Source organism: Actinoplanes sp. SE50/110 (assembly GCF_900119315.1).
Lineage (GTDB): Bacteria > Actinomycetota > Actinomycetes > Mycobacteriales > Micromonosporaceae > Actinoplanes.
Window position 1 is genome coordinate 3,756,341 of the sequence record NZ_LT827010.1, and the last position, 13,222, is coordinate 3,769,562.

The window sequence follows — 13,222 nt, forward strand, 5'->3', positions numbered from 1 at the left end:
GGAATGAGCCTGACCCGACAGGGGTGGAGAGGGCACGTCATCGGTCTTGCGCGCCGGTCGGTAGGCATGGGATGGAACTACATCGAAATCGATCGGACCTGTCGGATGCTCGGTGGGCTCTTCTCGAGCCCACCTCGGCTCAGTGGCGAGAGGGGTGGTCCGGTGGGCGCTCGGATCGGGCGACCCTGGCCGTTCATACGACCCTGTCCGGGGCTGTCCGATCCGACCCCGGTCTGGTCATAGTTGTCCGGAGGTTTCGAGCGTCCTGATCCAGGACCTGTCGAAGGGCCACCGGGTGGAGCTTGACATTCTGGCCATGGCGGGAGCTGCCGCATTGGTGCAAGCGGCGACCACCGAAGCGTGGGGCACGGTGAGCAGACAGGTCGCCGGGGTGCTGAGCCGGGGCAACCAGAGCCGGCGGGCGGTGATCGAGCATCAGCTCGTGCGGACCCACGAGGTCCTCGGTTCGTCACCGGGCGAGGAGTCAGCCGCCGCCGAGGAAAAGACCTGGGCGATGCGGTTGGCGGACCTCCTCGCGGAGCGACCGGAGAGCCGGCCGGAACTCCAGGAACTCGTCGACACCCTGCGGCCCCCGCAGTCGGGCGTGACGATCGGTGATCATGCATTCGTCGTCATGCAGAATCACGGCGAGGCGCACCAGACCAACAACTTCGGACCCTCCTCTCCGTCCCGGTGACCCGGTCGTACACGGATCCGCGGCTGCGGCTGACCGACCGGATCTGCCGGATGGGTCTGCAGGACTGGATGTTCGGGGGCAGCGGAAAACGTCTCGCCCGGGCGCTCGCCGCGGTGGAAGCCGGGTTCGACAGCCCGCCCCTGGGACGGCCGGTGATCCGTCGCTACCGCCGTGCGCTCCGACTGGCGCTGCGGGCCAACCCGCGGGAGGCCGTGGGCCTGGTCAGACGGTACAACGCCAGGATTCCCGCGGACCGCTATCACGAGGCATTTCGTACCGGGGACGCATGCTGGTTGGCCGCTCATGTAGCCGACGGCGACCAGTACGCGTTCGCCGCGGTGCTGGAACTGGCGACCACGCTGGGCCTGCCCGGCCTGCAGCATCACGCCCGGGACCGGATGTCCGCCGTGCTCGGCCGGTCGGCCGACGTGAACGAGGTCATCGGGCAGCTGCGGCGCTGGTCGCAGCTGCAGCTGCTGGACCGGGACACGGCGACCCGGGTGCTTCGCGCGTGGCTCGACCGCACGCCGCTGGAGCGCGACGACCGGGTGTGGCAGGCGTTCTTCGGTGAGCTGCCGGAGTCGCAGATGCCGGACCTCTTCGAGGTGCGCTGCTTCGTCGGCCGGGGCGCCGATGCCGTGCGTCTGGCCGACGGCAGCGTGTCCCGGCTGCGCGCCGCGGTGGACGTGTGTGCCCGCTCCTCGTCGGTGATCGACGTGGACGCCGGTCTGGCCGCGGCGCGCCACCAGCGCTGGAGCGTCGAGGTCCGCAACCTGCTGGTGCGTCGAGGCGATCTGCTGGTGGCGGACCGGCTCTTCAACGAGGCCCTGCTGTCCTATCAGGAAGCCGGCCGGACCGATCGGGTGAGCGAGTGCCACGAGTGGCGGGGCCGCTACGGCATCGCGTTCGACACCTGCCCGTTGCATCTGACCGACCGGCTGATCCGGCTGGCGGCGCGGTGCCAGAACGATGTCCACGACCTCGCCGACCGGGGTGACTTCGTCGGTGCCATGAACCGGGTCCGGGCCGTGCTGGACCGGCTGGATCTGGCGGCTCACTCCGCGGATGTGCTCGAACGCGCGGGCGCGACCGACGTCGTGGCACGGTGCCAGGCGGCGGTGGCGGAACAGCGCGACGAGATCCTTCACGCCGGCCGGTTCCACTTCGGCGCCACGACCCCGGTCGCCCACGCCGCGTGGAGCCGATTCGAGGAAGCCGCCGGTGATCTCGTGATGGCGGCCCAACAGGCCGAAGCGGCTCAGGAGTCGCTTCGGGCGGCCCGGCTCTATCGCGCCTGCGGGCAGTTCGGCCGCGCGGAACGGATACACCAGAATGACACGAGCGTCGAGGCGCTGCGGGACAGGGCCGAGACCCGCCGAGCCGCGGGCGACGCTCTGGGAGCGGCCCAGATCCTCCAGGAGACGGCTGATCTCGACGCCGCGATCGATCTCTACATGCAGGCCCGGGAGTTCGGTGCCGCGATGGCCTGCCTGCACCTGCTGCACACCGACGGGGTCATCGAGGACCCCCGTACCGTCGCCTGCCTGCGCGGCGCCGGCGACTATCCGGAACTGGTCGCGCTCTGCCTGCGGTCGCTGGCGGCCGGCAGCCGACCGGCGCGGGAGGAATTGCGGTTGCTGCGCGCCGATCCGATGGTGCCGGCCGCCTTGCAGCAGGACATCGACGCCGCACTCGACGATCTGGAGGCAGGCAAGCGCGAGGCGTTCGAACGGCTCGCCCCCGGCTGGGTCGCGAAGGCCAGGGAGGAGATCGACCGTCGTTTCGCCGGCATCTGGGGACTCGACCTTGGCACCAGCACTTGCGCGGTGGCCGTGTTTGACACCGCGACCGGCCGCGCCGTGCTCTGCCCGACGGAAACCGGTGAGCATCTGTTCGCCTCGACCCTGAGCCTGGACGTGCACGGTGACGAACTGGTCGGGCTCGCCGGCGAGCGCCTGCTCACCACCCGACTGGTCGGTCACATCGCCGCGGCCAAGCGCGCGATGGGCACCAGCCGGAGATTTTCCATCGCCGACCGGGAGTACCGGCCGGAGGAGGTGGCGGCCCGGCTGATCGCACACGGTCGTACGGTGGTCGAACGCTTCCTGGCCGATCGGGTCGCCGACCTGGTCGCCGCCAGCGCCCGGGCGGAGTTCGGGGTCGTACCCGATGAGCTGCTCGCCCGGGCAGCACGGGAACACGACATGCGGCTGTCGCGACCGCGAGTGCTGGTCACCGTGCCGGCCTATTTCACCAACAACCAGACCGCGGCGACCCGGGCGGCCTGCTCGATCGCCGATGTCGAGCCGGTTCTCCTGCTCCGTGAGCCCACCGCGGCCTGCGTCGTGGCCTCCTTGCAGCACCATCTGAACGGCGCCGTGGTCGTGATCGACCTCGGCGCCGGGACGCTGGACGCGAGTTATGTCGAGGTCTCCGACGGGGTGCACCGGGTGCGGCAGGTCCAAGGGGACACCCGGTTCGGCAGCATCGACTTCGACCACGCCATCGTCGAGGAACTCGTCGCCCGGCTCGGCCGTCAAGGTATCCAGGCACCGGCGAGCGGGCCGGCCCGGCAACGACTCGAGGTCGCGGCCGAGCATTTGAAGATCACGCTGTCCTCTGTCTCGGAGGCCGAATACGTGCTGGTCGGCTTCGCCGACGAGCGGAACGTCACGCTGACCCTGTCGCGAACCGACCTGGCCTCTGTGCTGACCGCCCCGCTGGGCAGACTGCATCGCCTCTGCACCCGATTCCGGGACGAGTTGCCGAGGTCGCCGCACCATCTGGTGCTGGTTGGCGGTCCGATGCGTTCGCCACTGGTGCGCGAACTGGTCGAGAAGGTGTTCGGGCTGAGCGCGACCGGGATCCAGGACCCCCGCACCGCTGTCGCGTGCGGGGCGGCCCTGCAGTCCGCTGTCATCGACGGCAAGCTCCGACAACGATTGATCCACGACGTGACCTCGTTGTCGCTGGGGATTCAGGCCGCCGACGAGAACGGCGTGGTGGGGTACTCCCGCATCATCGAAGGCAACTGCCCGATTCCGGTGACCCGGTCCGCGATGTACACGACTCACCGCGACCGGGCGACGGGCGTCCGGATCCAGGTTTTCAACGGCGCGGTCGACAGCGGCTCCCTGATCGGTACGTTCTGCCTCGAAGGCCTGCCGCCGGCACCCCGGGGGGTGCCGAAGATCGAGGTCACCTTCAGCATCGATGAGAGCGGTGTCCTGAAGGTGACGGCCCGGGAGATCCAGACCGGCATCGTCGCGAGCATCAAGATCATTGACAGCACCCTGCTGGCGCCCAGCGAGGTCGACGCGCTGTCCCGCCGCCACCACGAGCTCGCCGTTCAACAGGAGCTCCGTCATGCCGGGGACCGGCTTCGCCGGGAGCTGCGGACGCTTGTGGCGACCGTCGTGGCGCGCGACGTCGACGCGGCCTGGCAACGGTTCTGCGAACGCAAGGCGGCACACCGGCCCTCGGCTCGTGCCGACGCCGGTACGCAGCAGATCCTCATCGAGGTGTTCCGGGACGCGAACCAGACCAGCATCGACCTCGACCTGGTCCGGGTGCCGCTGCGCGATCTGCTGACCAACGCCCAGCAGTACCTGGACCGTCCGGCTGCCGCCGAGGACCCCGCCGGCGACCTGGCCACCGGACAGCACCTGCTGCACGCCGTCCAGCGGCATCTGGCGCGGCTGGATCCGCTACTGGCTCGCATAGCCCGGTGGAACGCCACGCTGGCCCAGCTGACCATGGCCGACCCCGATCCGCTGCGACGCTTCCGCGATCTGCACGACACCCGGGAATTCGTCCGGGCACTCGACTCGCTGCGCACCCACGGTGTGCCGCTGACCGACGCCGCGGACATCACCCGCCACCTGAGGTGCCTGGCCGAGACCGGAGATGCGGAGGCGTACCGCCGGGTCCTGGTCGCGAACGCCGCCGGTCTCGGTCTCGTGCTGCCCGACCCGGACCGGCCGGAACGATTCCTGGACCCGCTGCGGGACACGCTCGTGCGGGTCGACGTCGCCCGGCATCCGGACCGCACCGGTTGCTGCGGCGTACTCGTCCGCAACGACCTCGTCCTCGTCCCCGGAGGGCTCACCGAGCACACGACACCGGCCGACGTCGAGATCGTGGGCGGTGCGGGACCGGGTCCGCTCGTACCGGCCGGGCTCCTGACCTCCACCGGCGGCGGTCCGGCGGCGATCCGGCTCAAGGCCGCGGCCCCGATCGGCCCGATCCGGCTGGGCCACCCGAAGTTGCTTCGCGTCGGCGACCGGGTGTGGGCCGTCGGCGGTCCCGGTTCCGCTCCGTTCACCGCCGTTCCCGGCTTCGTCAACCGGTTCGGGCCGACCTGCGGGAGCGGCCCCCGGACGCTCGCGATCGAGATCCCGGGGCCGGTCACGGACGGCCCGCTATTCAACGACCTCGGCGAGCTTGTCGGCCTCCGCTCCGGCACCTCGGCGGTGCAGGTGGAGAGCCTGGAGTCGTTCCCCGGTCCGGCCTGATCAGGGCGGGATGCGCCAGCGCTCCATGGCCGGACGGATATGTCGTGCCGTGCCAGCGCATCCCGCCCTTGAGGACACCGGATGACCCGGTCATCTGCTGGATTGCTGCGGTTGGTTTTGCGGGGCATCTCTTGGCGTGCTTGCGTAATCTTGACCGTAGGGGGCAATAGCTGTGGCATGAACGGGTGGATCACGGGGCGTCCTCCTGCTGTCGATGAGGTAATCGCCCGTTGGGATGTCGAGCGTCCGCCGCAGCTGCAGGATCTGCGCCGCGAGTTGCAACAGTTGGTGAGGGCCGGCCGGATCGCGACGCCGGCGGACGCGGATGACGTGGCTGAGCGGTTGGTCATCGTGGTGACGGAGTTGACGAGCAACGCGCTGCGGCACGGTCAGCCTCCGACGATCGTGATGCTGTTCCGCTCCGATGGCCAGGTCATCGTCGACGTGGTCGATCACGACGAGAACAGTGTCCCGGCCGTCGACCGGCATCGGGCGCCGGCGCGCGGAGGCTTGGGGCTGCAGGTCGTCCAGCGTCTGGCCGTGGCAGTCGGCTGGTACGCCGCAGACCGTGTCAAACACGTCTGGGCATCCTTGACGCTGCGGACGCATTGACCCATCCTCGAACGCCGTCGGCTCTGCTGTCCGGTGGCAGGTGTCCGAGGGAGTGAGTAGTCAGGTGTCGCCCGGGATTCACGTCTGGCGGACATGAGAGGGATCGGATCTGCCTAGGCGGGGTACCCGGTATTGCGGAGGACGCTCCTCGAGGGACCCCGCTTCGGAGCTGTGGCGATGCGGTCCATCCGCCAGCAGATGCTCGACCGCTTTGACGAGATCCTTGTTGGTCATGGGCTCGAACAGGACTGAGCAGGCGTCGATGCCGGCGAGCCGCGGGTCGTCGAAGTGCAGCGTGCTGCTGAGGATGGCCATCGGGACCGTGCTCAGCAGGCGGTGCCGGCGTATCGCGTGACACAGCTCGGCGCCGTTGAGTCCTGGCATGCTCATGTCCGCCAGGATGAGATCGGGAAGCTCGCGCTCGGCGACCCGCAGCGCCGTGAGTCCGTCCCCGACGGCGAGCACCCGATGTCCCGCCCGGTTCAAGACCAGGGTCAGGACGTCGCGGATATCGGGCTCATCGTCGGCGATCAGGATCGTTGCCATGTCCGGGCCATCAGACGCTCAGGCGGCAGTTGGTCTTACGCAAGATGCCATAAGGCCTATCGTTGCTCTACGGCACCTAAAAGCGGGCCGGAATCGAAAAAAGCCGCGGCCGATTCTGGTCATGCTGGTGACTTTCAGGCTCTGACTGTGCTGCCCAGCAAGGTTGGTCGAGGTCGGAAGCTGGCTCGCTGGCCTGGTCAAAAACTTGCGCGCTGCTCACAGAGGGGTGCCATGACCGGACACGTCGTCGCATCAGGCGGAGCTACCCTTCAGCAGGCTTGATCCGCGGCCAGTTGTCATCCTCGTCCCCGGACTCACCGCCCGCATTCTCCCACAATATCCGGATCGTCTCGTAGCCGCTGAACAAGATCACCTCTTGCGAGGACCACGAGCCTCTCTCGCCGAAGAGCCGCTCGCGGACCACCAGCGGCAGGAGGGAGTGTCGTACCCGAAGAGCCTGACCGACCCGCCGCCAGTCGCCGGCCAGCTTGATCTGAACCATGTAGTAGCCGTGGCCTCCGGGAACAGCATTCTTGCCCGACCATCGATCCGCGGGCGTGATCCGTACGCCTTTGATCCTCGCCCAGGGCACCAGCAGCGCGCGTCGAAACCACGGGCGCAGCAGGAGCCCGTCCTGAGAGATGCGGACCCGGGGCAGGACCGGTCCCAGCCGGTTGACGTCGAGCACGGCATCATCGTGGCTGCCGGCTGCAACCGGCACCACCACGGGTGTCTGGACATTGGCATTATGCAGGTGATACTTGCCAAGTGGATCATGATGCTTCCTGGTCCGGGCCGGAACGGAATCAGGCGGCTGTCACGGTGGTCGCGGCCGGCAGTTTGCATGTTGCGGACACCACGTCGCTGTTCACGAATGAGTGACCTGGGTGCGGGATGGCGGCGCGGTGGGGGCATGTGCGGCGCACGCTGTTACTGATCATGGTCTGACAGTTGGCGGAGGGGTGGCGTGGTTCCCACGGGTGGCGCGGTCCCGACCGGGGTGGCGGACCCTCGCCGGTTGGCGGTCCTGCGGGCTACCGGTCTGATCGGTGATCGGTCGTTTTCGGGGCTGGATCGACTTACTGCGATGGCCAGCCGGATGCTGGAGGCGCCGATGTCGCTGGTCACGCTGGTGGACCAGGATCGGCAGTGGTTCGCCAGCGCCGTGGGTCTGCCGGAGCCGTGGGCCACCGAGCGGCAGACGCCGCTGACATATTCGTTCTGCCGGTACGTGGTCGCCACCGAGGCCCCGCTCGTGGTGATGGATGCCCGCGCTGACGTGGGTCTGTGTGACAGTAAGGCGATCACTGAGCTGGGGATGGTCGCCTATGCCGGTTATCCGTTACGGGCTCCGGGCGGTGCGGTACTGGGCGCGTTCTGCGTCGCCGACAGCCGGCCACGCCGTTGGGAGTACCGGGAACTGACCCTGGTGGGCGATCTCGCCGCGATTGCTGCCAGTGAGGTGGCGGCCCTGCTGGGCGCCGGGGAGCTGGCGGTGGCGCATCAGGACGCTGAACAGCAGCGAGCATTCTTGGAGGCCCTGCTGGACAGCCTGGACACCGGGGTGGTGGCATGTGATCCGGCTGGCCGGCTGATTCGGTTCAACCAGGCGCTGCGGTACGCATTGGACGATGACGCGGATCCGGCACTGTCGCCGAGGCAGTGGGCGCGCCGGTTGCGGGTGCTGCACCCCGACGGGCGTCGCTTCACCGCCGAGGAGATGCCGCTGTTACGGGCTCTGGCCGGTGAACATGTCCGCGACGTCGAGCATCTGGTGGTCGGTCGCGATGATCAACGGCTGGTGTTCCGCACCAACGCTCAGCGCATTGCCGGGCCTGATGGCAGCGTGCTGGGTGCGGTCGCGGTCTCCCAGGACATCTCCGCTCAGTACCGCACCGGCCGGTTCCGCGACGCGGAACTCGCGGTGCATCGCGCGTTCATCGCCTCCACCGATCCCGCCGACGCGGCCGCAGCGGTAGTGCAGGCCGTCGGTACCGCGCTCGACTGGGCGCACGCGGAGCTGTGGCTCGCCGACGAGTTGAGCGACATGTTGCATCCGATCGCCACCTGGACCGATCCGCAGCGTCCGGCCGTGCACGTGCCGGCCAGCCTCGGCCGCGGTTCCGGCCTGGCCGGAACCGCATGGCATGAGCAGCAGCCGGTCTGGGTGCCCGACCTCGCCGCCGGCGCAGCCCCGATGACTGCCGACATCGTCACCGGCTCCCGGCTACGGGCAGCGCTGGCGGTGCCGGTACGCGGGGCGGATCAGGCCCTCGGCGCCCTGACGGTGTTCGCCCCCACCGCCGAGACCAAGGACAGCACCTGCGTCACCCTGGTCGCCGGGATCGCCGCCCAGGTCGGCGCTTTTCTGCAACGGTGCCGCGCCGACGAGCTTCGCCGGGAGCTGATCCAGTCGAAGGACGAATACATCGCCCTGGTCGGCCACGAATTACGCACACCGCTGACTTCGATCAGCGCGAACACCGAACTGCTGCGCGACACCGACGACACCACCGCATTCGGAGAGGTGCGGGATCTGGTCGAGGTCATCGATCGCAACAACAGTCACCTGCTTGCCCTTGTCGGGGAGCTTCTCGACCTGGCCGGCCTGGATTCCGGCCATACGCAACTGCATATCGCACCCGTCGACCTCGCCGCGCTGGTCGGCGAACGTGTCAGCGCCGCCCGGCCCGGGGCACAGGCGGCCGGCGCCGACATCCGGGCCCGCATCCCGCCGCGACTCACCGTTGCCGGCGACGAGGCACGGCTGCGGCAAATGGTGGGCAAACTGATCGACAACGCGGTCAAATACAGCGTGCACGGCGGCCCCGTCGACGTCGTCCTGGTCGACAATGACGGCGTCGCCGAACTGGACGTCACCGACACCGGCATCGGCATCCCCGACGACGAACGGGAACTGGTCTTTCACCGTTTCCACCGCTCCAGCCGCGCCCGTACCCACGGCATCGCCGGCACGGGTCTGGGTCTCGCCCTGTGCCGGACGATCATCGAGCGCCACCATGGCACGATCGCGGTTTCCCCTCCTGCCGACCGTTCCGGCAGCGGTACCCGGATCAGCGTCCGCATCCCCGTTGCGGCAGGCAGCGCACGATGAGACCAACGGTCACGCCCATCGGTGGAGAGTGCCCCAAGGGCTAGGATGCAAGCCGGTCCCGGCCACCTCGTTTAGCCTGATAAAGGCGATCGTCGGCGGCAGCGAACAGCTCCTTGCTGCTCATGCCGGGCTGCAACGGTGCCAGACCCATGCTCACGGTCACCCGGAGACCCGGGGCTATCCGCTGCCAGTCGTGGTTCCTGATCGCCGTGCACATCCGCGCCCCGATCCGGACACTCGTCTCCGGGTCGGCTGCGAAGATCACCCCGAACTCGTCCCCACCGAATCGGGCAGGCAGATCACACGCCCGGCTCTGGCTTCGCAGAACATGCCCGATCTCCTGTAGGACAGCGTCGCCGATCGCGTGCGAGAAGCCGTCATTGATCTGCTTGAAGTTGTCCAGGTCGACCAGTAGCAGGCACAGGGGGTCAGTTGCCGCCTGTGGATCGGTGTCCACCGTCGCGAGTCGTCGGTCGAACCCGCGCCGATTCGCCAGGCCGGTCAGCGGATCGGTCTGCGCGGCGGCGTCCGCCGAGGCGTGAGCGGCCTCAAGCCGCAGCCGATGGCGGGCCTGGCGCAGCATCGCGACCCGGTCCATCCGCAGCCGCCAGAGTTGCTCGGCATGCCCCCGCAGGGCGGAGAGCAGGCGTCCGCTCGCCGAGCCGGGCTCGGCCTCCAAGTCGACCAGGGCCAACTCGAATTGGAAAATCAGTCGATGCCGCGGCGCACCAGCACTGGTACCAGAACCAGCACACGACTGCTCAGCGGCGATCAGCTCTCGGGTGGCGGCCTCGTACTCACCGCGGTTGCGAAGGGCAACGCCGTAGGCCAGATGCGCCAGTCGAGCATCGAACAAGCGTCCCTCAGAACGCAGAACAGGGATCACCGCTTCCGCCAACTCGATGGCTTCAGCGATCGCGCCGGTCTTGGCCAGCGCACATGCCAGCACAGCGGAGACCAAGGCGCGATCCGCATCAGGGCCGGTCGTGGTCCCGGGGTCGACCCACGGCCGGGTCAACGCGATCACCGACTGATAGCGGGCGGTCGCCTCATCCTGGCAACCTACGTGCTCCAGCCGCAGAGCCCATTCCAGAAGCATCTCGGCGCGCTGGCCGTCCAGGATGGGATCGGCGGAAAGCCACCGTGGGTCCGCGACGGCTGCCGCGTCGGACAGTTCGTACAGATCCGCCCAGCGAGCCGCTTCCACGACGGAGGACATCGCGGCAAAATAGCGCCAGTCCCGCGGACACCCCTCCAGGATGTTCAGGGCCGCGGCGAGCAGGTGCAATCCCTCCTCGAGGCGGCCCATTCGTACGAGCACGTCGGCGAGATCGGCGCTGGCCTTTGCCTGAGCCACCCGGGAGGCGGCGTGATCCAGTAGGTGCCAGCCAAGGGTTTCCGCCTCGGCGAGACGGCCCAGTTCAGTCAACACGTACAGCCGGGTCTGCAGGACGCTGCGTGCCGTATCCGAGTCACCCAGCGCCTCGGCGATCCACCTGTTCTTTTCGACGACCGTGAGCGCCTCGTCGAACCGGCCAAGTGAGTAGAGCCGGTGGGGATGTACTGCCAGGTGCCGCAGCGGCCCGATGTGCGTGATGGGAACCGGCAACGCCGGGGTCGGGGCCATGCCTCCTCCTTGGCTCAGGCGCGCGTCACCTCCTGGCGAATCGGCAACGAGTAGATCTTCTTTAGCGCTCTGACCGCGGAGCCCCGCGCGGCAGCATGCGTCTGGCCGTCAAAGCTCAAGCTGGCGGCCGCGACTTCGGTAGGACCTATTCCTCCTCGGCGCAGGGCGACAGCAATCAGGCCCATGACGCGGATGCCGGGATTACGCTTGAGCACCGTAAACGTTCGTCGCAGCCTTTGACCGGACTATCAGAATCGGCTCAACCCGTGGGCAAAACGCTTCGCCGTCGCAGGGCCAAGACCGCGCCTGCATCGCGCCTGGTCGTGCTGCTGGTGGAAGACGACCCCGACAATCGGGAGATCACCGCGGCGCAGCTCACGTCACACGGCATGCAGGTGATATGCGCCGCGAACGCAGCCGAAGCCGTGGCCGCCTGCGGAGCCCACACCGGCCCGATCCACGTCCTCCTGACCGACGTTCACCTTCCCGGCGCGTCTGGCGGCGAGCTGACCAACTTGATCACCGTCCTACGGCCGCGCATACGGACGGTTTACCTCTCGGGCATACCTGCAGACCTGGCGACCCGCAGCTACCGACTCGACACCCGTGCTCCGTTCCTGACCAAGCCGTACAGCTCCGATCTGCTCGTGAACACCATCCGCCACGTGGCAGCCGGCATTGCCGAAGTGGTCAACGAAGATTGTCAATGCGCCACGTCGAAGCCGACCGGTAGTCAGAACGAAAAATGCCACCCGCATGGCGCATCCGCACAGGACCGCGCGCCGGACCAGGGTATGCGGTGGCCTCGACGCAAAATTGCTACGCCTCGGCGCAGAGCACCACAGCCTCGGCGCAAAGCACACGGCTCTCGTTGACCGCCGAGCGCTGATACGCGACGGGGCGGTCAGGAACGGATGATCGATGCTCCGCGCGCCGGCGCCTCCACAAGTGGCTAGCTTCCGGCCAGAGTGAAAACGCCTCCGACGGCGGCGCGGGTGTGCGCCGGGACGTCGTCACGCCGGCGTAAACCCCCGGCCGACAGCAGCTCGTCCAGCCGAGAAACGACTGCGCTCGGAGACAGCGGCTTGGGTAGGTAGCTGTCGGCTCCGGCGGTTATGCCGGCCTGCATGTCGTGCTGGTGAGTGTTGGCCGAGAACATGATGATGGGGATGTCCTGCGTGGCGAAGGTGCGCCGGGCCAGCCGGCACAGATCCATCCCGTTCATGTCCGGCATGTGAACGTCGGTGATAAGCGCTGCAGGTCGCGTAGTCGTCAGCAGCCGCGCGGCGGTAGCGCCGTCATGGGCGCCGATGGTGCGGTATCCGGCTTTCTCCAAGAAGAAGGTGAGTAAGTCACGAACGTCGCGGTCGTCTTCGGCGACGACGACCAAGGGCTGATCCATCAAAGGTCTCCCGGAATTAGATCCTGATCGTGAACCAGGCGTCTCAGACGGTGATATCGAGCCTGTGGCCGGGCGGAAGCTGATCGACTCGCGGCCGGCCGGCGCGGAGCCCAGACTGCTCACCGGCGATCACGCGCTGCTCGGCGCCCTGGACGGAGTCGCCAACCAGCTACCGCCGGTTGTCGCCGACCTACGTCCAGGTCTCATGGGACGGCCAGCCTGACGCACTGTACGGACGGGTGGTGGCGGCATGAGGACCTCCGATCGTGCACGCAATCGCTTCCTGCTCGGCTTCATCGGCGCGCCCGATCCGGCACGTAGCCGCCTGCGGTTGCAAGCTCGGTGCAGTTGTCGATCGACATGACCGTAGGGGCGGTGACGGTCGCCGACGCCCGCAGCGGCTCACGGGACAGGCGTCGGTCAGGTACCGGGACGGTGCCCGCTCTTGATCGAGCGCTGGGTGGTGAGGGCGACGGCAAGCAGCCCGACTGCGGCCGTGGCCCAGATGGCCGGTGTGTGGAACCGGACTCCGCTGAGGGTCACTCCGGTGAGGGCCCAGGCCGCGGCAGCAACGTACGGCGGCCATCCGCCGATGAATCCGATGATGATGCAACTCATTGCGGCTGCCGCGGCGATGGCGCTGGCCTGCAACAGAGTTCCGAGTGTCGTGGCGTTGACCAGACCCGGGGGAAGGAGGGTGACCGCGTTG

At 68.3% G+C, this 13,222-nt stretch carries 10 protein-coding genes; 5 read left to right on the forward strand and 5 right to left on the reverse strand.

Features of this window, described 5'->3' with window-relative positions:
- Positions 1-295: 295 nt before the first annotated feature.
- From ACSP50_RS16595 to ACSP50_RS16605, 3 genes are all read left to right on the forward strand, one after another.
- On the forward strand, positions 296-697 hold the full coding sequence (locus ACSP50_RS16595) for a hypothetical protein (protein WP_014690389.1): 402 nt from the start codon (positions 296-298) through the stop codon (positions 695-697).
- A complete protein-coding gene (locus tag ACSP50_RS16600; RefSeq protein ID WP_014690390.1) occupies positions 694-5,211 on the forward strand; it encodes an Hsp70 family protein in 4,518 nt (1,505 codons plus the stop codon). Before ACSP50_RS16595 ends, ACSP50_RS16600 begins: the two co-directional genes overlap by 4 nt.
- 177 nt (positions 5,212-5,388) lie before the next feature.
- Positions 5,389-5,823 (forward strand): ATP-binding protein, encoded by a 435-nt coding sequence (locus ACSP50_RS16605; protein WP_014690391.1) that lies wholly within the window; start codon positions 5,389-5,391, stop codon positions 5,821-5,823.
- A gap of 78 nt (positions 5,824-5,901) precedes the next feature.
- Here ACSP50_RS16605 and ACSP50_RS16610 read toward each other — a convergent pair whose 3' ends face one another.
- Together ACSP50_RS16610 and ACSP50_RS16615 are read right to left on the reverse strand one after the other, a co-directional pair.
- Complete coding sequence (locus tag ACSP50_RS16610; RefSeq protein ID WP_014690392.1) at positions 5,902-6,369, reverse strand: response regulator; 468 nt, start codon at positions 6,367-6,369, stop codon at positions 5,902-5,904.
- A gap of 262 nt (positions 6,370-6,631) precedes the next feature.
- Positions 6,632-7,057, reverse strand: coding sequence for a PH domain-containing protein (locus ACSP50_RS16615; protein WP_043511550.1), 426 nt, complete (start codon positions 7,055-7,057; stop codon positions 6,632-6,634).
- 399 nt (positions 7,058-7,456) lie between these two features.
- Between ACSP50_RS16615 and ACSP50_RS16620 the strand changes: the two genes are divergently transcribed.
- Entirely contained in the window at positions 7,457-9,484 is a 2,028-nt protein-coding gene (locus tag ACSP50_RS16620; protein ID WP_052311597.1) for an ATP-binding protein, read from the forward strand.
- A gap of 40 nt (positions 9,485-9,524) precedes the next feature.
- Here the strand turns inward: ACSP50_RS16620 and ACSP50_RS16625 are convergent, their stop codons facing one another.
- On the reverse strand, positions 9,525-11,111 hold the full coding sequence (locus tag ACSP50_RS16625; protein ID WP_014690395.1) for a GGDEF domain-containing protein: 1,587 nt from the start codon (positions 11,109-11,111) through the stop codon (positions 9,525-9,527).
- Positions 11,112-11,206: 95 nt separating this feature from the next.
- Here ACSP50_RS16625 and ACSP50_RS16630 point away from each other — a divergent pair, with 95 nt between their 5' ends.
- On the forward strand, positions 11,207-11,986 hold the full coding sequence (locus ACSP50_RS16630; RefSeq protein WP_014690396.1) for a response regulator: 780 nt from the start codon (positions 11,207-11,209) through the stop codon (positions 11,984-11,986).
- A 77-nt stretch (positions 11,987-12,063) separates the two neighbouring features.
- Here ACSP50_RS16630 and ACSP50_RS16635 read toward each other — a convergent pair whose 3' ends face one another.
- Positions 12,064-12,513: a PleD family two-component system response regulator gene (locus tag ACSP50_RS16635; RefSeq protein WP_014690397.1), complete on the reverse strand. Its 450-nt coding sequence runs from the start codon at positions 12,511-12,513 to the stop codon at positions 12,064-12,066.
- Positions 12,514-12,933: 420 nt separating this feature from the next.
- The gene (locus tag ACSP50_RS16640; protein WP_043511553.1) at positions 12,934-13,131 is read right to left on the reverse strand and encodes a hypothetical protein; all 198 of its coding nucleotides are present in this window, start codon (positions 13,129-13,131) and stop codon (positions 12,934-12,936) included.
- Positions 13,132-13,222 lie beyond the last annotated feature (91 nt).

Coding starts and splice junctions, on each gene's coding strand:
- ACSP50_RS16610 (WP_014690392.1), bottom strand. CDS start 6,369: ATGGCAACGATCCTGATCGCCGACGATGAGCCCGATATCCGCGACGTC.
- ACSP50_RS16625 (WP_014690395.1), bottom strand. CDS start 11,111: ATGGCCCCGACCCCGGCGTTGCCGGTTCCCATCACGCACATCGGGCCG.
- ACSP50_RS16640 (WP_043511553.1), bottom strand. CDS start 13,131: ATGAGTTGCATCATCATCGGATTCATCGGCGGATGGCCGCCGTACGTT.
- ACSP50_RS16635 (WP_014690397.1), bottom strand. CDS start 12,513: ATGGATCAGCCCTTGGTCGTCGTCGCCGAAGACGACCGCGACGTTCGT.
- ACSP50_RS16620 (WP_052311597.1), top strand. CDS start 7,457: ATGGCCAGCCGGATGCTGGAGGCGCCGATGTCGCTGGTCACGCTGGTG.
- ACSP50_RS16630 (WP_014690396.1), top strand. CDS start 11,207: ATGCGTCTGGCCGTCAAAGCTCAAGCTGGCGGCCGCGACTTCGGTAGG.
- ACSP50_RS16605 (WP_014690391.1), top strand. CDS start 5,389: ATGAACGGGTGGATCACGGGGCGTCCTCCTGCTGTCGATGAGGTAATC.